This is a genomic window from Pseudomonas mendocina (genome assembly GCF_900636545.1).
Taxonomy (GTDB): Bacteria; Pseudomonadota; Gammaproteobacteria; order Pseudomonadales; family Pseudomonadaceae; genus Aquipseudomonas; species Aquipseudomonas mendocina.
The window spans coordinates 5,026,577-5,046,412 of record NZ_LR134290.1; the positions used below are offsets into that span (position 1 = coordinate 5,026,577).

Genomic DNA, 19,836 nt, shown 5'->3' on the forward strand with positions numbered 1-19,836 from the left:
GGACTGACCATGCCCCGCCCTCTGCCCCTGCTGCTCGCCAGCGCGCTGCTCGTCGGCTGCGCCAAGCACAGCGCAGGCCCCGTCGATCTGCCGACGCCCCCGCCGAGCTGGAATCACACACTGGCAGATGCCAGCGCGCCTGCCGATGACTGGTGGCGGACCTTTGCCAGTACCGAGCTGGACGCCCTGGTCAGTCAGGCGCTGCAACACAATCACGACCTAGACGCGGCCGCCGCACGCCTGCGTCAGGCCGAAGCCCTTGCCCGTGGCGCCAACGCAGCGTTGCTGCCACGCGTGGACGGCAGCTTCGGCGCCAGCCGCGAAAGGCGGCTCGGCGGCCAGGATGGTGGCGCCGGCAACACCTACGACACGGGCCTGCTGGCCAGTTACGAAGTGGACCTGTGGGGACGCCTGAGCGCCAGCCGCGACGCCGTACAGGCCGAACTGGCCGCCAGGCGCTTCGACCGCGACGCCCTGCGCCTGAGCCTGACCGCTACGCTGGTGGAGACCTGGCTGCGCCAGGTGGCGCTGGCCGAGCGCCTACGCCTGGCCGAGTTGAACCTGAGCAACGCGCAGCGCGTGCTGCGTACCGTAGAGGCCCGTTACGCCGCCGGCGCCGCTACCCCGCTGGAACTGGCCCAGCAACGCGGCCTGCTCGCCGAGCAGCGACGTAACCGCGCCGAACTGCGCCAGCAGGCCGAAGACCTGCATAGCAGCCTCGCCGTTCTGCTCGGCCAGAGCCAGCCAGCCGTGGCAATGGACAGCGCGCTCAACGCCCTGCAGGCCATGCCGCTGGCGGCCGGTCTGCCCAGCGACCTGCTGCTGCGCCGACCTGATCTGGCCCGCGCCGAAGCGCAACTGCGCGCCGCTGACGCCGACTTGCGCGCGGCACGCGCCGCCCTGCTACCGCGCCTCGATCTGAGCGCTGGTGCCGGTGGCAACGCCAGCAGCCTGAGCCGCGTACTGGCCAATCCGCTCTATTCACTGGCCGCCGCGCTCAGCGCACCGATCTTCGACGGCGGCGCCCTCGCCGCCGCCCGCGACGCCAGTTCCGCGCGCCGCGAGGAACTGCTGGCCAGCTACCGCCAGCGCATCGTCGAAGCCTTCGCCGATGTACAGACGGCCCTCAATGCCGGCGCCGGCGTCGAGGCCCGCTGGCGAGCCCAGCAGGAAGTCCAGGCCCAAGCCGCCCGCGCCTTGCAACTGGCCGAAGAACGCTACCAGGCCGGCGCCGACGACCTGCTCAACCTGCTCGACGCCCAGCGCAGCCTCTACGCGGCCGAAGATCAGAGCGCCCGATTGCATCTGGCTCGCCTGCAGAGCAGCGTGGCGCTGGCACGCGCGCTGGGAGGCGGCTGGCAAGCAGCATCAGAGCCCGAAGCGACTCCTTAGCAAAGGAGCTGACTGATCGCCCCACGCCTACTACCGATCAGATAAGGGCTCTCCCTCCGTAGCAACGGCAGGCTCAGGTCAGGCTACGGAACATCACATGGCAATCCACCAACCCATGCCGGGCGTGGCGGTAGGCCTTGGGCAGGGTGCCGACTATCTCGAAACCGTGCTTCTGCCACAGCGCCACGGCAACGGTGTTGGTGGCCACCACGCTGTTGAACTGCATGGCGCTGAAGCCCAGCTCGCGCGCCACGTCCAGCGAATGGGTGCAGAGCCGGCTGGCCACGCCCTTACCCCGCGCGGCCGGAGCGGTCATATAGCCGCAGTTGCAGACGTGATCACCCGGCCCGGCAGCGTTGGCCTTGATGTAGTAGGTGCCGAGAATCTGCCCGCCCTGCTCGGCGACGAAGGTGGCGCGCGGCAGCTCGACCCAGAGTTTCCAGGCCGTGTCGCGATCCATGTCCGGGTCGAAGGCGTAGGTTTCCTGCGCCTGCACCACGTCACGGATGATCGGCCAGACCTGATCGAAATCGGCCGCCTCGATGGGACGGATGATCAGTTCATCGCTCACTGGTCATACCCCTCGGCCAGGTGCTGATCCTTGAGTTTCACGTAGTTGCCGGCGGTGTAGCTGAAGAAGCTGCGCTCCTTGTCGGTCAGCGGGCGGGCCTGTTTCACCGGGCTGCCGATGTACAGGTAGCCGCTTTCCAGGCGCTTGCCCGGCGGCACCAGGCTGCCGGCGCCGATGATTACTTCGTCTTCAACCACCGCGCCGTCCATGACGATGCTACCCATGCCCACCAGGATGCGGTTGCCCAGGGTGCAGCCATGCAGGGTGACCTTGTGCCCGACTGTGACCTCATCGCCGATGATCAGCGGGAAGCCCTCGGCGTTGAACGGCCCGGCGTGGGTGATGTGCAGCACGCTGCCGTCCTGCACGCTGGTGCGCGCACCGATGCGGATGCGGTGCATATCGCCACGGATCACGGTCATCGGCCACACCGAGCTGTCCTCGCCCAGTTCGACATCACCGATGACCACGGCGCTGGCGTCGACGAAGACGCGCGCGCCCAGTTGCGGGAGGTGTTGCTGGTATTTGCGAATCGCCACGATAGAGGCTCCTGGGCTGCGGGAAAGCTTGATTGTAATTAAGATGGCCCCCATGTCTGTTGTCAGCGTGCTGGAATTAGCTCGAATGCCCGCCAGCACAACACTGTCTTCCTTCTCCATAGGCGCCTCGTCGTGACCGCGAACAATCCCCTGCTGCAAGACTTCGACCTGCCACCCTACTCGCAGATCAAACCGGAACACGTCGAGCCTGCTGTCGACCAGATCCTGGCCGACAGCCGCGCGGCCATCGCCAAGCTGCTTGAACAGCAGCAGACCAATCCGAGCTGGGAGGGCCTGGTGCTGGCACTGGACGAACTGGGCGCACGCCTGGGCCGCGCCTGGAGCCCGGTGAGCCATCTCAACTCGGTGTGCAACAGTCCCGAGCTGCGCGCCGCCTACGAGGCCTGCCTGCCCAAGCTGTCCGAGTACTGGACCGAAATGGGCCAGAACAAGCCGCTGTTCCAGGCCTACGAGGCGCTGGCGCAGAGCCCGGCGGCCGCCGATTTCGACGTGGCGCAGAAGACCATTCTCGAACACGCCCTGCGTGATTTCCGCCTTTCCGGCATCGACCTGCCGGCCGAGCAGCAGAAGCGCTATGGCGAGATCCAGATGCGCCTGTCCGAGCTGACCAGCAAGTTCTCCAACCAGCTGCTCGACGCCACCCAGGCCTGGACCAAGCACATCACTGACGAAGCGCGCCTGAACGGCCTGACCGACTCTGCCAAGGCACAGATGCAGCAGGCAGCCAAGGCCAAGAACCTGGACGGCTGGCTGATCACACTGGAATTCCCCAGCTACTACGCGGTGATGACCTACGCCGACGACCGCGCGCTGCGCGAAGAGGTGTATGCCGCCTACTGCACCCGCGCCTCCGACCAGGGGCCGAATGCCGGGCAGAACGACAACGGCCCGCTAATGGCCGAGATTCTCGACCTGCGCCAGGAACTGGCGCGCCTGCTCGGCTTCGCCCATTACAGCGAGCTGAGCCTGGCGAGCAAGATGGCCGAATCCACCGAGCAGGTGCTGAGCTTCCTGCGCGACCTGGCCGTACGCAGCAAACCTTTCGCCGAGCAGGATCTGACCGAGCTGAAGGTTTTCGCCGCCGAACAGGGTCTGGATGATCTGCAAAGCTGGGATGTCGGCTACTACAGCGAGAAGCTGCGCCAACAGCGCTACAGCATCTCCCAGGAAGAAGTACGCGCCTGGTTCCCGGTGGACAAGGTGCTCACCGGCCTGTTCGCCATCGTGCAGAAGCTCTACGGCATCGAGATTCGCGAGCTGCAAGACTTCGACACCTGGCACCCGGACGTGCGCCTGTTCGAGATCAGCGAGAACGGCCAGCACGTCGGCCGCTTCTTCTTCGACCTCTACGCCCGCGCCAACAAGCGCGGCGGCGCCTGGATGGACGGCGCCCGCGATAAGCGCCGTGACGCTAAGGGCAAGCTGATCGCCCCGGTGGCCAACCTGGTATGCAACTTCACCCCGCCGGTCGGCGGCAAGCCGGCGCTGCTGACCCACGACGAGGTCACCACCCTGTTCCACGAATTCGGCCATGGCCTGCATCACCTGCTGACTCGCGTCGAGCACGCCGGCGCCTCGGGCATCAACGGCGTGGCCTGGGATGCAGTCGAGCTGCCGAGCCAGTTCATGGAGAACTGGTGCTGGGAGCCCGAAGGCCTGGCGCTGATCTCCGGCCACTATGAAAGCGGCGAGGCGCTGCCGCAGGCCATGCTGGACAAGATGCTGGCGGCGAAGAACTTCCAGTCCGGGCTGATGATGGTGCGTCAGCTGGAGTTCTCCCTGTTCGATTTCGAGCTGCACGCCAGCCACGGCGACGGCCGCAGCGTGCTGGACGTACTCGAAGGCGTGCGCGCCGAGGTCTCGGTACTGCGCCCGCCGGCCTACAACCGCTTCGCCAACGGCTTCGCACATATCTTCGCCGGTGGCTATGCGGCCGGTTACTACAGCTACAAGTGGGCCGAAGTGCTCAGCGCCGATGCCTTCTCCAAGTTCGAGGAAGAAGGTGTGTTTAACGCCGATACCGGCCGCGCCTTCCGCGAGGCCATCCTCGCCCGTGGCGGCTCGCAGGAACCCATGGTGCTGTTCGTCGACTTCCGCGGTCGCGAGCCGAGCATCGACGCCCTGCTGCGCCACCTCGGCCTGAGCCAGGAGGCCGCATGAGCGACGCCCCGGTGAACAGCACCCCGAAACGCTTTATCGCCGGTGCCGTGTGCCCGGCGTGCAGCGAGACCGACAGCATCAAGATGTGGAACGTCGACGGCGTGCCGCACCGTGAATGCGTTAAGTGCGGCTACGCCGACACCCTCGACGCACGCGGCAACTCGGTGCCCAAGGAGTTGCCCACGCGGGTCAACGTCAGCGGCCTGAAACCCAAGGCCGCCGACCCGAATGTGCAGGCGGTGCAGTTCTTTCCCAATCCGAAGCTGAAGAAGGACTGAGCCGCATGTGGCACTTGGTTTGCGGCGACAACGCGGTAGCCGGTGTGACGCGAGTGATCGGCCAGCAGGCCGCCGAAGCCGGTCTGCGCGTGCTGAGTGACGACCTCGCCGTCGGCCCGCTGGGCGACGTGGACAATCCGCCCTGCAACGCCCGCGCCGTATTCTGGGGCGAAGTGTGGCCAGCAGCGATGACACCGCGGCCAGACTTTTCCACAGGCCTGGCCGAGGATGCTCGCTGGCTTGCCAGCCTGGGGAGTCAGGATCGGCCCGTCACCGTCTGGCATGGCGACAGCAGCAGCGAGCAGTTGCTGCTGGCGCGCGTCGCCAGCGCGCTCCAAGGCAGCAGCGCCGAACTCTGGGAAGTGGCTTGTGGCAATGGCGACAGCCGTGTGCAAACGCGCAAGGCGGTGGCCATGCACAGCCCCGAGGCGCTGACGCAGATCGCCGAGCCGCGTCTGGTCGATGCCGAACGCAGGGCCGAACTGGCGGCGCAGTGGCGAGAGGCAGTGACTGAGGACGCACCGATCCGCCGATGGCAAGCGGGTACCTTCAGCGGTGAAATTTACCAGGCCATCGATGCCGCGCTGGTCAATGGCGCAAGCGCACAGGCACAACCGCTGGCGCGGCTGATGGCCGAGGTCATGGCGCGCAACGATGGTTTCTTCGCCACCGATTTCTTTCTGTTCTGGCGCGCCCGTGAACTAGCGGCCGCCGGCCAGCTGGCGCTCAGTGGCGAACCCGGTGAATACGGTTATCAGGGATTGCAGGTGCGTCGCGCCTGATTCGGCTTGTTGCATGTCCAGGGAGGACAGGATGCGTTACCTACCCCTATTGATGCTCGCTACCGTGATGCCGGTGGCCGCCGAACTGCGCTTCGAAAACCTGGAAGCCAAACGCGGCGACTGGGCGAACTATCGCTTTCCCGTACTGCAAGGCGACAGCCTGGCGGTGCGGCGCATCAACACTTACCTGCACGTCATGGAACTGGAAGGGTTGCCGGGGCGCTTCGAGCGCTCGCCTTTCGAGCGAATCTGGCCGAAGGAAGGTGAGATCTGGGGCACCAACAGCCTGGATTACCGGATCGACACGGAGCAACCCGGCTTTCTGTCCTTGACCATCAGCGGCGAGTACACCGGGGCCTATACCAGCATGGGCCATGTCACTTACCTGTTCGACCTGGCCAGCGGCCAACCCATTGGCCTGCGCCAACTCTTCACATCGGCCGGCCTGCAACGGCTGGGCGAACGCATCGGCAGGGAACGAAGCAAGCGCATCGAAGACTATCTGGCCGGTATTCCGGTACCCGGCGGACATACCGACGAGTTGTTATCGCTCCCCCCTGACGACCACGACGAACGCAGCGACGAACAGCGGGATATGTATCGTCAGTGTTTGCCCAGTCGTAGCAAAGCCGACCTCCGCTACGACCGCCTGCAACTCGGCAAGCAACAACTGACGCTGACCGCCGAAAGCTGCGCGCCCCATGCAGCACGAGCCCTGGATGACCTTGGCGAGTTCGCCAACAGCGTGCCCTATGCCGAGCTTGACGCTGACCTCAGCATCTACGGGCGCTGCCTGCTGCTGGAGCGACGCAGCGATTGCCAGCATCCGGCCGATCTGAAGGCCGGCGGCGTGTACTGGGGCAAGATTGGCGGCCGCTATCCCATCACCCTGGTCGTCGGCACCAGCGAGAACAGCCGCCCGCAATCCAGCGCCTACTTCTACGACAAGTACGCCACGCGCATCGAGCTGGATGGTCGAGATTTGCACAACGGCCGCCTGCGCCTTCAGGAAGGCGGCGACACCCCAGCCAGCTTCGACCTGCACCTGCAACCAGATGGCTCCCTAATCGGCACCTGGCAGCAGGAAGGCGGCAAGGCGCTGCCGGTGGCTCTGGACTGAAACCAGCCGCTCCTTTCGCATCGGGCTCAGAGACCTTGTTGCCCACCCCGATGCTGGGATTCGCGGACAAGTCCGCCCCCACGAATCAGTCACAGCCACCTGTGGGAGCGGACTTGTCCGCGAAATGCACCCGCATGCGATAACCTGCAAGCAGACGCTATTCGCGAAAGAATTCCCCCGGTGGCGCGCCGAACTGGCGGCGAAAGGCCGCGATAAAAGCCGATAGTGATTCGTAGCCGCAAGCCAGTGCCACGTCCGTGACACGCTCGCCCTGCTCCAGCGGAGTCAGCGCATCGAGCAGGCGCTGACGCTGGCGCCAGGCGCGGAAACTCAAGCCGGTTTCACGCAGGAACAGCCGACTCAGGGTCTTCTCCGAAACACCCAGGCGCTCGCCCCATTCCCCCAGGCCCAACTGGCGCAGGTTGGCGTCCTCAAGGCCGTGGCACACCTCGCGCAGGCGCGCATCCTGCGGCAGCGGCAGCACCAGTGCCACTTCCGGCGCAGCGTGCAGCTCATCCAGCAGCACCGAGGCCAATCTACCTGGCGCACCTTGCTCGTCGTATTCGGCGGGTAGATCGCTGAAACGACGAATCAGCTCGCGCAGCAACGGACTGACCGCCAGCACCCGACACGCATCCGGCCCCCATGGCACGGCATCGCCATCGATGTACAGGCTGCGCATCTCGGTGCGCGGCGAGCTGAACACACGGTGCTCGACACCGGCCGGCACCCATACCGCACGCTGTGGCGGCGCGACGAAACGGGCGCCGGCGGTCTGCACTTCGAGTACCCCGGCAATGGCATAGGACAACTGCACCCAGGGATGGGTATGGCGAAAGGTCAGGGCGCGGTTGGTCAGCGATTCAACCCGACCGTAGAGCGGCCTGGGCAGGCTCGGTAACTCGGGAAGGTTGCGATAGACCGTGGAGGGATGTCTGTTTGTCGACACTTGCTGGCTCTTTGGCGTTAGCCGGAAATTTTCACTGACGATAGTCTGGCGCCCTCCTGTATCGCAAGTCCGAGATTCGCCATGTTCCTGCGCCGCCTGTTGCCTGACAATTTCACCCTGACCCTGCTCGCCGTGGTACTGGCCGCCACGCTGCTGCCTGCCAGCGGCCAGATTGCGACGATCTTCGAGTGGATCACCAACCTGGCCATCGCCCTGCTGTTCTTCCTGCATGGCGCCAAGCTGTCACGCCAGGCGATCGTCGCCGGTGCCGGGCACTGGCGCCTGCACCTGCTGGTGTTCTCCTGCACCTTCATTCTCTTCCCCCTACTCGGCCTGGCGCTCAAGCCGGCGCTGGAACCGTTGCTGGGCAAGGAGCTGTATCTGGGCATGCTCTACCTGTGCGCCCTGCCGGCCACCGTACAGTCGGCCATCGCCTTCACCTCGCTGGCGCGCGGCAACATCCCGGCAGCGATCTGCAGCGCAGCAGCCTCCAGCCTGCTCGGCATCTTCGTCACCCCACTGCTGGTGGCGCTGCTGATGGGCGTGCAGGGCGACAACGATTCGACCCTCGACGCCATCGGCAAGATCAGCCTGCAACTGCTGCTGCCGTTCGTTCTCGGCCAGATCGCGCAGCGCTGGATCGGCGGCTGGGTCAACCGCAACAAGAGCTGGCTGAAGTACATCGACCAGAGTTCGATCCTGCTGGTGGTCTACACCGCCTTCAGCGCCGCGGTAATTGGCGGTCTATGGCAAGAGGTACCGCTGCTCACACTGCTGGCCGTGACCTTCGCCTGCTGCGTGCTGCTGGCCCTCGCCCTGGTGATCACCCACCTGCTCGGCAAGTGGCTGGGTTTCAATCTGGAAGATCGCATCACCATTCTCTTCTGCGGTTCGAAGAAGAGCCTGGCCACTGGCGTGCCCATGGCCCAGGTACTGTTCGCCGGCGGCGCCATCGGCGTGCTGATCCTGCCGCTGATGCTGTTCCACCAGATTCAATTGATGGTCTGCGCGGTGCTGGCCCAGCGCTATTCGCGCCGCCCGGAGAGCGAAGCGATGGTCAGCCAGACGGCTTCCTGAGCACAGCGCTAATGGGTTAGCGTGCAGGGCGTCGATCACCTATCACAAGGATGTTCATGCGCACACTCGTAAAGCTGATCGGCGCGGCCCTGCTCGGTGCCGCGCCAGCCGCCCTGGCCACGGATTTCGGCGAACTGATCTACGCCGGGATGGACGCCCGCTTCGATATCGCCACGACGCCACCCTATCAGGATCCTGAACCCGAGCTGCGTATCTTGCTGCAGTCGAAGAAGGCCTACGACACCCGCAACCACTTCTGTATCGTCGGCTACCGCTGGCCGGACGGACACTCCTTCGCCTCCGTGCACTGGCGCGAAGGCGGACTGATCGTTCGCTGGTATGGCGGTACGAGCTGGGCGGACGACGAGTTCGAGTGGTATTTCAACAAGGCCGTCAACCTGCAGACCGGCGTGATCGATGCCGACGACCCGCAGGGCAGCACCTTCCTCGTCACCCTGCGCCAGGCAAACGGCACGCTGGAAGACTGCCGCCGCTACGGCCGCCAGTACGTGGTCGAGCCCTTTACCCCACCGCCACCACCGGTCGAAGAAGACGACTGAGCGACGCGGAGTACTGGCACGAATTAGACAACCCATATACTGTTCATACATACAGTATATGGAGCGTTTCACATGTCCCTGAACCTGCCGCCGCGCGGTCGCGGCACCGCCAGCAACCCGCATAACCGTTACGCCCCAACCCGCTCGGAACAGGAAGACGACGGCTGGTACCAGGACGAAACGCCAATGAGTCGCGCCACCGAGGTGCGCAAGGAAAAAGCCAAGACGGCGATCACCCGCAACAACTCGCCGGATGTCGGTTTCGACCGTTCGGTAAACCCCTACCGCGGCTGTGAACACGGTTGCATCTACTGTTTTGCCAGGCCGACTCACGCCTACTGGGACCTGTCGCCGGGCATCGACTTCGAAACCCGCCTGATCGCCAAGACCAACCTGGCCGAGCGCCTCGAAGAACAACTGCAGAAACCCGGCTACGTCCCACAGCCCATCGCCCTGGGCATCAACACCGATGCCTACCAGCCGATCGAGCGCGAGCAGCGCCTGACCCGCCAGGCGCTGGAGATCCTGCTGCGCTACAAGCACCCACTGAGCATCATCACCAAGGGCTCGCTGATCCTGCGTGATCTCGACCTGCTCAGCGAATTGGCCAGCCATAACCTGGTCAGCGTGGCGTTCAGCCTGACCACTCTGGACGACGAGCTGAAGCGCATAATGGAGCCGCGCACTGCAGCACCAGCTGCCCGCCTGCGCGCCATGCGCACGCTGCATGAGGCCGGCGTGCCGGTGAGCGTGATGTGCGCGCCGATGATTCCGATGATCAACGACATGGAGCTCGAGCAACTGCTCGAAGCCGCGCGCGATGCAGGGGCACGCTCAGCAGGTTACGTGCTGTTACGCCTGCCGCTGGAGATCGCCGATCTGTTCGAGCAATGGCTGCAGATGCATTTCCCCGACCGCGCCGAACATGTGATGAGCCTGATTCGCCAGAGCCGCGGCGGCAGGAACTACGACAGCCGCTTCGGCAGCCGCATGCGTGGCGAGGGCCAGTTTGCCGAGCTGCTGCAACAGCGTTTCCGCCTGGCTCGACGCAAGCTCGGCCTGGATCGCCGCGAGGGTTTTGCGCTGGACTGCTCGCAGTTCTGCCCGCCCGGTGCGCAATTGAGCCTGCTCTGAACCTACGCTGAGTCTTGATGGTCTCCAGCCCTGCATAAAGACGAACCTGCCAGTTGTCGCTCGGCTTGCCGAAGGCGACACTTGCGTGTGACTCGCACCCCGCTGCCGCTGTCGTTTTAGCAGCGTATTTTCGATAACAAAGAGGTTCAGGGCATGCCTTACAAACACCAGGTGATTCCGCTTCAGACCCATGAGGGCAACGAAACCGCCGATCAGGCGCTGCACAGCATCGTTGACGGCTTCAAACGCTTTCGCAACGAGGTCTTCCCGCAGCAGGAAGAGCTGTTCAAGAAGCTCGCCACCGCCCAGAACCCCCGCGCCATGTTCATCACCTGCGCCGACTCGCGCGTGGTACCGGAGCTGATCACCCAGAGCTCGCCAGGCGACCTGTTCGTCAACCGCAACGTCGGTAACGTGGTGCCGGCCTACGGGCAGATGATGGGCGGCGTTTCCACCGCCATCGAATACGCGGTGATGGCCCTGGGCGTGCAGCACATCGTCGTCTGCGGCCACTCCGACTGCGGCGCGATGAAGGCCGTGCTCAACCCGCAATCGCTGGAAACCATGCCCACGGTCAAGGCCTGGTTGCGCCATGCCGAGGTCGCACGCAGCGTGGTGGCAGAGAACTGCAACTGCAGCGACGACAAGGAAACCCTGGCGGTGCTCACCGAAGAAAACGTCGTGGCGCAGCTCAACCACCTGTGCACCCACCCATCGGTGGCAGCCAAGCTGGCGCGCGGGCAGTTGTTCATCCATGGCTGGGTGTACGACATCGAAACCAGCCAGATCAAGGCCTACGACGCCGAGCTGGGCAGCTTCCTGCCGCTCGATGGCGACAAGATCCCGATGGCCACGCCGCGCTCGCGCTTCCCACAGGCCTGAAACGCGCCGGCCGGAGTCAAGGCTCCGGCCGGCTGAAGGGAAAAGGCCATGCCCCGCGCAAGCGGTGCTGATCGCCCGCGCTGTGCTTGCGCACCTGGGGCATGACCAGAGAACTGCAGTAAAAAAAGGAGCCTTGCGGCTCCTGGGTCTCAAACCCTGGGCGCCCCGTCAGGGACGGACGCCAACGAATAAAAAAGGAGCCCGGGTTATACGCCCCGTCAAACTTGCCCATCCAACAGGCCGGGCTCCATAGAGGTTAACCTTCGATTTCCACCAGTACTTCGCCCGGATTGACACGGTCGCCCTTGGCCACGTGAACGGCCTTGACCTTGCCGGCAATCGGCGCCTGCACTTCGGTTTCCATCTTCATCGCTTCGGTGATCAGCACCGCCTGACCCGCCTTGACCGTGTCACCTTCCTTGACCAGTACATCGACGATATTGCCTGGCATGGTGGTAGATACATCGCCCGGTGCAGCGGCCTGCTTGCGCTTGCCACCTGCGCCTGCAACGAAATCGTTGAGCGGCTCGAACACCACCTCTTCCGGCATGCCGTCGATGGACAGGTAGAAGTGGCGCTTGCCGTCGCCCTTGACGCCGACACCGGTGATGTCCACACGGTAGCTTTCACCATGTACGTCGACCACGAACTCGGTCGGCACGCCTTCACCGCCCACCGGCGCCGCCTTGCCCTGGCCGTTCGGCATGGGTAGCAGCTCTTCCGGTTTGAGGGTGCCGGCCGCGCGCTCTTCGAGGAACTTGCGGCCGATATCGGGAAACATGGCGAAGGTCAGCACGTCTTCTTCGGACTTGGCCAGGCTGCCGATCTCTTCACGCAGGCGTGCCAGCTCGGGCTTGAGCAGGTCGGCCGGGCGCACGTCGATCACTTCCTCGCTACCGATGGCCTGCTTGCGCAGTTGCTCGTCGACCTTGCCCGGCGCCTTGCCGTAGCGGCCCTGCAAGTACAGCTTCACTTCGTTGGTGATGGTCTTGTAGCGCTCGCCGGCCAGCACGTTGAAGAACGCCTGGGTACCGACGATCTGCGAGGTCGGCGTCACCAGCGGCGGGAAGCCGAGGTCGGCGCGCACGCGCGGAATCTCTTCCAGCACTTCGTTCATGCGGTTCAGCGCACCCTGCTCCTTGAGCTGGTTGGCCAGGTTGGAAATCATCCCGCCCGGCACCTGGTTGACCTGCACGCGGGTATCCACGCCGGTGAACTCGCTCTCGAACTGGTGGTACTTCTTGCGTACGGCATGGAAATACATGCCGATTTCCTGGATCAGCTCCAGATCCAGGCCGGTGTCGTATTCGCTACCCTTGAGCGCGGCGACCATCGACTCGGTGCCCGGATGGCTGGTGCCCCACGCCAGGCTGGAAATGGCGGTGTCGATATGGTCGGCACCGGCCTCGATAGCCTTGAGCTGGCACATGGCGCCGAGACCGGCGGTGTCATGGCTGTGGATAAATACCGGCAGGTCGACCTCGCTCTTCAGGGCCTTGACCAGCTCGAAGGTGGCGTAAGGCGTGAGCAGACCGGCCATGTCCTTGATGGCGATGGAGTCGATGCCCATCGCCTGCATGGCCTTGGCCTGGGCGACGAAGGCCTCGTTGGTGTGCACCGGGCTGGTGGTATAGGCGATGGTGCCCTGAGCATGCTTGCCGGCAGCCTTGACCGCCTCGATGGCCACGCGCAGGTTACGCACGTCGTTCATCGCATCGAAGATGCGGAACACGTCGATGCCATTGACCGCCGCCTTGGCCACGAACGCCTTGACCACGTCATCGCTGTAATGGCGATAGCCGAGCAGGTTCTGCCCGCGCAGGAGCATCTGCAGGCGGGTATTGGGCAGCGCGGCCTTGAGCTGACGCAGACGTTCCCACGGGTCTTCCTTGAGGAAGCGCACGCACGCGTCGAAGGTGGCGCCACCCCAGACTTCCAGCGACCAGTAGCCGACGCGGTCGAGCTTGTCGCAGATCGGCAACATGTCTTCGGTGCGCATGCGCGTGGCCAGCAGCGACTGGTGGGCATCGCGCAGGACGGTATCGGTAACGGTGATCTTCTTGCTCATGATGTCCCCTACAGGCCCGCGTGGGCAGCGATGGCGGTGGCGATGGCGATGGCCAGGTGCGACGGGTTGCGCTTGATCGAGTATTGGGTCAGTTCCGGGTGGCTTTCGACGAAGCTGGTATTGAACTGGCCGCTACGGAATTCCGGGTTACGCAAAATTTCCTGGTAATAGGGGGCGGTGGTGCGCACGCCCTGCACGCGCATGTCGTCCAGTGCGCGCAGGCCACGATCCATCGCCTCTTCCCAGGTCAGCGCCCAGACGATCAGCTTCAGGCACATCGAGTCGTAATAGGGCGGAATGGTGTAGCCGGTGTAGATCGCCGTGTCGGTGCGCACGCCAGGGCCGCCGGGAGCGTAGTAACGGGTGATCTTGCCGAACGAGGGCAGGAAGTTGTTCTTCGGGTCCTCGGCGTTGATACGGAACTGCAGGGCATAACCGCGGTGGATGATGTCTTCCTGCTTGACCGACAGCGGCAGGCCGCTGGCGATGCGAATCTGCTCACGAACGATATCGATGCCGGTGATTTCCTCGGTGATGGTGTGTTCCACCTGCACCCGGGTATTCATCTCCATGAAGTACACCTCGCCTTCGGCGAGCAGGAACTCCACGGTGCCGGCGTTCTCGTAGCCCACGGCCTGCGCCGCACGCACGGCCAGGTCACCGATGTAGGCGCGCTGCTCGGGGGTGAGCTGCGGGCTGGGGGCGATTTCGATCAGCTTCTGGTTGCGGCGCTGGATCGAGCAATCGCGCTCGTACAGGTGCACGGTGTTGCCGAAGCTGTCGGCGAGGATCTGCGCCTCGATGTGCTTCGGATTGACGATGCATTTTTCCAGGAAGACTTCCGCGCTACCGAAAGCCTTGGTCGCCTCGGAAATGACGCGCGGGTAGGCCTGCTCCAGTTCCTCGCGGCTGTTACAGCGACGAATGCCGCGTCCACCGCCACCGGAGGTGGCCTTGAGCATCACCGGGTAGCCGATACGCTCGCCTTCGCGCAGCGCCTCGGCCAGATCAGCAACGTTGCCTTCGGTGCCCGGGGTGCAGGGCACGCCAGCGGCCATCATGCTGCGGCGCGCTTCGGTCTTGTCGCCCATGCGACGGATCACTTCCGCGCTCGGGCCGATGAACTTGATCCCACGCTCGGCGCAGATTTCCGCCAGTTCGGCGTTCTCGGACAGGAAGCCGTAGCCAGGGTGCAGTGCATCGCAGCCGGTCTCTACCGCCAGGTTGACCAGCTTGCGCGGGTTCAGATAGCCGGCCAGCGGGTCTTCGCCAATGCTGTGCGCTTCGTCAGCGCGCTTGACGTGCAATGCATGACGGTCCGCTTCGGAATAGATCGCCACCGAGCGAATGCCCATCTCGGCGCAGGCCCGCACGATGCGGACGGCAATCTCACCACGGTTGGCGATCAGTATTTTTCTTATCACGATCCAATCCTCAGCGCAGAGCTGCAAGGGCCGCTGCAACAGTTGGTTGCAAAACGTGGTGAAACCCTATCCGGCTATACGAATTAACAAAAATGAATAATTATTTGATCGCGCATAAGTAATTACTTATGGATTGATCGAACGAGGGCGAAAACGTGCGTAAAACCCTGCTGCGCATGACGCTGCGCCAGCTTCAGGTGTTTCGGGCGGTGTGCGAACACGGCTCCTACAGCCGCGCAGCCGAGGAAATGTCACTGACCCAACCGGCCGTGAGCCTGCAGATTCGTCAGCTGGAAGACCTGGTCGGCCAGCCGCTATTCGAGTACGTCGGCAAGAAGCTCTACCTCACCGCGGCCGCCGAAGCACTACGTCGCGCCAGTAGCGATATTTTCGGCCGACTGGAAAGCCTGGACATGCAGTTGTCGGACTTGCAGGGCTCGCTGCAGGGGCAGCTCAACCTGTGCGTGGAATCCAGCGCGAAGTATTTCATTCCCCACTTGTTCGCCGATTTTCGCCGCCATTACCCGGAAGTCGTACTCAACCTCACGGTGGTCAACCACGCCCTGGTGGTGCGCCGCCTGACCCAGAGCCGCGATGACCTGATGATCATGAGCCAGGTGCCGCAGGATCTGGCGCTGGACTTCATGCCCTTCCTCAACAACCCGATCATCGCCGTGGCACCGCCCGACCACCCGCTTTGCGAGGCGGACAGCCTGCAGTTGCAGGACCTGACTGCCTACCCTTTGCTGACTCGCGAAAGCGGCTCTGGCACCCGCCGCGCCTGCGAGGAGTACTGCCATCAGAAACGTGCGCACTTCCCGCATACGCTGGAGGTCGGCTCGCTGGAATCGCAGCGCGAGGCTGTGCTGGCCGGACTAGGCATCGCGCTGCTACCGCGCCATGCCGTACGCCTGGAGTTGCAGTACGGCCTGCTGCGCGAGCTGCCAGTGGCCGAATTGCCACTGCAGCGCAGCTGGTGCGTGGTGAATATCCGCGGCAGACGCCTGTCCCCGGTGGCACAGGCGTTCGTCGACTTCATCCGCACCGAGCGCGCGCATATCGGCAAACTGGCTGAACGCTTTCAGGCAGGCAGCGCAGGATCGGGCAAGAATCTCGCAGGATCGGCCTAACCCTTCTTCACTGAGATACGGGACATTGCCACCCTGGGGTCGCTTCAAAAAATCTGCCCGGGAGAAACCTATGCTGTCGGGAATCAGCGCTCTGCTCGATGCCGTCCGCACGCTCGAACGCGACGATGGCCAGGCCGTGCTCGCTACAGTGGTCAAGGTCGAGGGTTCGGCATACCGCCGTCCAGGCGCGCGCATGCTGATCCCACTCTACGGCGGTACCGTGGGCACCATCAGCGGCGGCTGCCTGGAATCCGAAGTGGCGAAGAAGGCCTGGTGGCTGACCGACGGTGGCGAAGCCGTGATCCGTCGCTACAGCACCGCCACTCAGGACGACGATGACGACCAGGACGCCGCACTGACCTTCGGCCTCGGCTGCAACGGCACCGTGCACGTATTGCTCGAACGCCATAGCGCGGAAAAGCCACTGGCGGTGCTTGGGCTATTGCGCCAGGTGCGCGAAAGCGGCCAGGCCGGGGCGGTCGCCACGGTGATAGGTAGCTATCGCAACGCCCGCGTACGCGTGGGTGAGCGTCTTTACTTGCATCCATCGCTCAGCGACAACGGCCGCCTGCTCGATTCCGCAATCGACGCCGAGGTTCGCGCCGATCTGCAACGAACCCTGACCGACGGCCGCTCCTCACTGCGCAACTACCGTGATGCGCGTGGCGAGATCGAGGTGTTCTGCGAATACCTGCCGCCGCAGCGACGTCTGGTGATCTTCGGCGCCGGGCATGACGCACAGCCGCTGACGCACATGGCAAAGCTGCTGGACTGGCACGTCACCGTGGTCGATGGCCGCTCCCATTTCGCCCGCGCCGAACGCTTCCCCGACGCCGACGCCGTGCTGCAGGTGGATGCACAGCCGCCCTATGACCTGCATACACTCACCAACGACGCCATGGTGGCGATCATGAGCCATAGCTACAGCCAGGATCGCCACTGGCTGGGCAGCGTTCTGCAGGGCTCGCCCGCCTATATCGGCCAGCTGGGACCGCGTGACCGCACCGAACGCCTGCTGGACGAGATTCGCCAGCACAGCCCGCAGTTGCCGGCCCTGGAGTGCCTGCACTACCCCATCGGTCTGGATATCGGCGGCGATACGCCGGAGAGTGTGGCCACGGCGATCCTCGCCGAGATGACAGCCGCCATTAACCAGCGCACAGGCGGCATGCTCAAGCATCGCCAGGCGGCGATCCACACACCAACACCACTGGACCGCAGCGATATTGAGCCGGCGACCAGGCTAAGTGCTTCCTGATCCCCGGACTGCATCGAGGCCACAGGCATGTAGGGTGGGCCGGACGGCGATCCGCTTCAGCCCACCACGGCTGGTCTGGTGGGCTAAAGCCCACCCTACATGCTGAACACACCCGACAGGATTCCGTAGGAGCGACTTCAGCCGCGATCCATCGCCAAAGCTCGCCGCTAAAGCGCCTCCCACCGCACACCAACAAACCAAAACGCCCGGGCAACTGCCCGGGCGCTTTGTTTGCTGCAGCCAACTTCAGGCCTTGATCTGCGCCGGGAATGGCAGCTTGCGCAGGCGCACTCCGGTTGCTGCGAACAGCGCGTTGGCCAGCGCCGGTGCCAGCGGCGGCACACCGGGCTCACCGACGCCGGTCGGGTTCTCCGCGGACGGCACGATATGCACCTCGACCTTGGGCATCTCGTTCATGCGCAGCACCTGGAAGTCGTGGAAGTTCGACTGCTCGACCCGTCCTTCCTTCAAGGTGATCGCACTATGCCGGGCAGCCGCCAGGGCGAAGCCGATGCCGCCTTCCATCTGCGCCTTGATCACATCCGGGTTGATCGCGATGCCGCAGTCCACGGCGCACACCACACGATCCAGGCGATAGCTGCCATCGGCCTTCACCGTGACCTCGGCGACCTGTGCCACGAACGAGCCGAACGATTCATGCACGGCAATGCCACGCCCGCGTTTCTCGCCCTCAGCGCCCGCCGCCAGCGGTTTGTCCCAGCCGGCCTGCTTGGCGGCCAGCTCCAGCGCACCGCGATGACGCGGATGGCTGTCCAACAACGCATGGCGGAAAGTGTAAGGGTCCTGCCCGGCCGCGACAGCGGCCTCATCGATCATGGTTTCGGCGACGTAACCGGTGTGGGTATGCCCCACCGAGCGCCACCACAGCACCGGCACCTTGATATTGGTCGGCGTGCTCAACTCCACCTGCAGGTTGGGCACGGCGTAGGAGAGATTGGAGACACCTTCGACAGAAGTGTGGTCGATCCCCTCCTTGACCAGGAACGGCTCCATCGAGGTGCCGGCAATGATCGACTGGCCGACGATGCGGTTGTGCCACGCCTGCAGCTTGCCGGCCTCATCCAGGCCGATGCGCGCGCGGTGCAGGTACAGCGGACGGAAGAAGCCACCGCGGGTGTCGTCCTCGCGTGTCCAGACCATCTTCACCGGCGCATCCACGCCCTTGTCGCGCGCGGCCTTGGTAATCGCCACCGCCTCCAGCAGATAATCCGACACCGAGCTGGCGCGACGGCCGAAACTGCCGCCGGCGTATAGCTGGGTCAGCGAGACCTGCTCGGGCTTGAGGCCCAGATAGCTGCTGATGATGGCCTGATCGACGGTCTGGAACTGCTCGCCGTTCCAGATTTCGCAGCGGTCACTGGAAAGCTTGACCAGGCAGTTCATCGGCTCCATCGCCGCATGGGCCAGGTAGGGGAACTCGTAGTCGGCTTCGACCACCTTGGCGGCCTTGGCCAGCGCCGCATCGGCGTCGCCCTTGCTCGTTGCAGGCAGACCGGGCTTGCTCGCACTGTCGCGGTACTGCGCGAGAATTTCTTCGCTGCCGAGGGTGAATGCCTGGCTCTCATCCCAGTCGATCACCAGCGCATCACGACCCTGACGCGCCGCCCAGGTGTTCTTCGCCAACACGGCGACCCCCGAACGACCATGGGGCAGTTCGCGAAACTCCACCACCTCGACCACATCACGCACGGCCTTGGCCTTGCTGCTATCGACCGAGCGTGGCACGCCGCCGAAACGCGGCGGATAGGCGACCATGGCCACCAGCATGCCGGGCAGCTTGAAGTCCTGGGTGAAGATGGCGCTGCCATCGGTTTTGCCCGGGCTGTCCTTGCGGCGCAGCTCGCGCTTGCCGATCAGCTTGAAGTCCTTCGGGTCCTTGAGCTGCACCTGCTCGGGCACCGGTAGCGAGGCTGCCGCTTCGACCAGCTCGCCGAAGCCAGCGCTGCGGCCGGAGCCGGCGTGACTGACCACGCCCTTGTCGACGCTTATTTCACTGGCCGGCACGCCCCAACGCTGCGCGGCAGCCGCCACCAGCATGGCTTTGGCGGTCGCTCCGGCGTTGCGCATCTGCTCCCAGGAGTTGGCCATGGCGGTGCTGCCGCCGGTGCCCTGCATCGGGCCGAAGGCTAGGTTGTTGTAGCGTTTCACATCGGCCGGCGCGCCTTCGACGCGCACCTTGTCCCAGTCGGCATCCAGTTCTTCGGCGAGCAATGTGGCCAGGCCGGTGTAGCTGCCTTGGCCCATTTCCAGGTGTTTGGCCAGGACGGTCACCGTGCCATCGAGGTCGATACGCACGAAGGCGTTCGGCTCCAGCGGGCCACCTGCGGCCAGCGCGTCCATACCGCGCAGCAACGGCGCGAAGAAGATGCCCAGCGCCAGGCCACCGGAGCCCTTGAGCAGAGTGCGGCGGCTAACATTGAGGATGCCGCGAGTGGCGCTATCGGGGGTTTCGATCTTGCCCATGATTCGA

17 protein-coding genes are annotated in these 19,836 nt (G+C 64.4%); 11 read left to right on the forward strand and 6 right to left on the reverse strand.

Going from position 1 to position 19,836, the window contains the following annotated elements; translation table 11 throughout:
* Nucleotides 1-9 precede the first annotated feature (9 nt).
* Complete coding sequence (locus EL191_RS23605; RefSeq protein ID WP_041975406.1) at nt 10-1,392, forward strand: efflux transporter outer membrane subunit; 1,383 nt, start codon at nt 10-12, stop codon at nt 1,390-1,392.
* A gap of 73 nt (nt 1,393-1,465) precedes the next feature.
* On the opposite strand, the gene EL191_RS23610 is transcribed toward EL191_RS23605, so the two are convergent.
* Nucleotides 1,466-1,963: a GNAT family N-acetyltransferase gene (locus EL191_RS23610; protein ID WP_174447334.1), complete on the reverse strand. Its 498-nt coding sequence runs from the start codon at nt 1,961-1,963 to the stop codon at nt 1,466-1,468.
* The gene (locus EL191_RS23615; protein WP_041975409.1) at nt 1,960-2,502 is read right to left on the reverse strand and encodes a gamma carbonic anhydrase family protein; all 543 of its coding nucleotides are present in this window, start codon (nt 2,500-2,502) and stop codon (nt 1,960-1,962) included. Before EL191_RS23615 ends, EL191_RS23610 begins: the two co-directional genes overlap by 4 nt.
* 132 nt (nt 2,503-2,634) lie before the next feature.
* Between EL191_RS23615 and prlC the strand changes: the two genes are divergently transcribed.
* Genes prlC through EL191_RS23635 form a run of 4 tightly spaced genes read left to right on the forward strand, consistent with a single transcriptional unit; the run spans nt 2,635 to nt 6,863 of the window.
* On the forward strand, nt 2,635-4,683 hold the full coding sequence (prlC, locus tag EL191_RS23620) for an oligopeptidase A (protein ID WP_041975411.1): 2,049 nt from the start codon (nt 2,635-2,637) through the stop codon (nt 4,681-4,683).
* Nucleotides 4,680-4,961, forward strand: coding sequence for a YheV family putative zinc ribbon protein (locus EL191_RS23625; RefSeq protein WP_013717851.1), 282 nt, complete (start codon nt 4,680-4,682; stop codon nt 4,959-4,961). Before prlC ends, EL191_RS23625 begins: the two co-directional genes overlap by 4 nt.
* 5 nt (nt 4,962-4,966) lie before the next feature.
* The gene (locus EL191_RS23630) at nt 4,967-5,743 is read left to right on the forward strand and encodes a DUF1835 domain-containing protein (protein ID WP_041975414.1); all 777 of its coding nucleotides are present in this window, start codon (nt 4,967-4,969) and stop codon (nt 5,741-5,743) included.
* 31 nt (nt 5,744-5,774) lie between these two features.
* Entirely contained in the window at nt 5,775-6,863 is a 1,089-nt protein-coding gene (locus tag EL191_RS23635) for a DUF3298 domain-containing protein (protein WP_041975416.1), read from the forward strand.
* Nucleotides 6,864-7,020: 157 nt separating this feature from the next.
* Here the strand turns inward: EL191_RS23635 and EL191_RS23640 are convergent, their stop codons facing one another.
* Complete coding sequence (locus EL191_RS23640; protein ID WP_041975418.1) at nt 7,021-7,812, reverse strand: AraC family transcriptional regulator; 792 nt, start codon at nt 7,810-7,812, stop codon at nt 7,021-7,023.
* A gap of 81 nt (nt 7,813-7,893) precedes the next feature.
* Between EL191_RS23640 and EL191_RS23645 the strand changes: the two genes are divergently transcribed.
* From EL191_RS23645 to EL191_RS23660, 4 genes are all read left to right on the forward strand, one after another.
* Nucleotides 7,894-8,889 (forward strand): bile acid:sodium symporter family protein, encoded by a 996-nt coding sequence (locus EL191_RS23645; protein WP_041975421.1) that lies wholly within the window; start codon nt 7,894-7,896, stop codon nt 8,887-8,889.
* A gap of 56 nt (nt 8,890-8,945) precedes the next feature.
* Nucleotides 8,946-9,449, forward strand: a complete 504-nt coding sequence (locus tag EL191_RS23650) for a hypothetical protein (protein ID WP_013717856.1) — start codon at nt 8,946-8,948, stop codon at nt 9,447-9,449.
* A gap of 72 nt (nt 9,450-9,521) precedes the next feature.
* Nucleotides 9,522-10,583 (forward strand): PA0069 family radical SAM protein, encoded by a 1,062-nt coding sequence (locus EL191_RS23655; protein ID WP_041975423.1) that lies wholly within the window; start codon nt 9,522-9,524, stop codon nt 10,581-10,583.
* A 153-nt stretch (nt 10,584-10,736) separates the two neighbouring features.
* The gene (locus EL191_RS23660) at nt 10,737-11,465 is read left to right on the forward strand and encodes a carbonic anhydrase (RefSeq protein WP_041975426.1); all 729 of its coding nucleotides are present in this window, start codon (nt 10,737-10,739) and stop codon (nt 11,463-11,465) included.
* A gap of 256 nt (nt 11,466-11,721) precedes the next feature.
* Here EL191_RS23660 and oadA read toward each other — a convergent pair whose 3' ends face one another.
* Together oadA and EL191_RS23670 are read right to left on the reverse strand one after the other, a co-directional pair.
* Nucleotides 11,722-13,533: a sodium-extruding oxaloacetate decarboxylase subunit alpha gene (oadA, locus tag EL191_RS23665; RefSeq protein ID WP_041975429.1), complete on the reverse strand. Its 1,812-nt coding sequence runs from the start codon at nt 13,531-13,533 to the stop codon at nt 11,722-11,724.
* Between the two features lie 8 nt (nt 13,534-13,541).
* On the reverse strand, nt 13,542-14,957 hold the full coding sequence (locus EL191_RS23670; RefSeq protein WP_017363443.1) for an acetyl-CoA carboxylase biotin carboxylase subunit: 1,416 nt from the start codon (nt 14,955-14,957) through the stop codon (nt 13,542-13,544).
* 155 nt (nt 14,958-15,112) lie between these two features.
* Here EL191_RS23670 and EL191_RS23675 point away from each other — a divergent pair, with 155 nt between their 5' ends.
* Both EL191_RS23675 and EL191_RS23680 read left to right on the forward strand, forming a co-directional pair.
* The gene (locus tag EL191_RS23675) at nt 15,113-16,087 is read left to right on the forward strand and encodes a LysR family transcriptional regulator (RefSeq protein WP_041975431.1); all 975 of its coding nucleotides are present in this window, start codon (nt 15,113-15,115) and stop codon (nt 16,085-16,087) included.
* 70 nt (nt 16,088-16,157) lie between these two features.
* Nucleotides 16,158-17,345, forward strand: coding sequence for an XdhC family protein (locus EL191_RS23680; RefSeq protein WP_080764230.1), 1,188 nt, complete (start codon nt 16,158-16,160; stop codon nt 17,343-17,345).
* Between the two features lie 246 nt (nt 17,346-17,591).
* On the opposite strand, the gene EL191_RS23685 is transcribed toward EL191_RS23680, so the two are convergent.
* Complete coding sequence (locus tag EL191_RS23685) at nt 17,592-19,829, reverse strand: xanthine dehydrogenase family protein molybdopterin-binding subunit (RefSeq protein WP_041975433.1); 2,238 nt, start codon at nt 19,827-19,829, stop codon at nt 17,592-17,594.
* Nucleotides 19,830-19,836 lie beyond the last annotated feature (7 nt).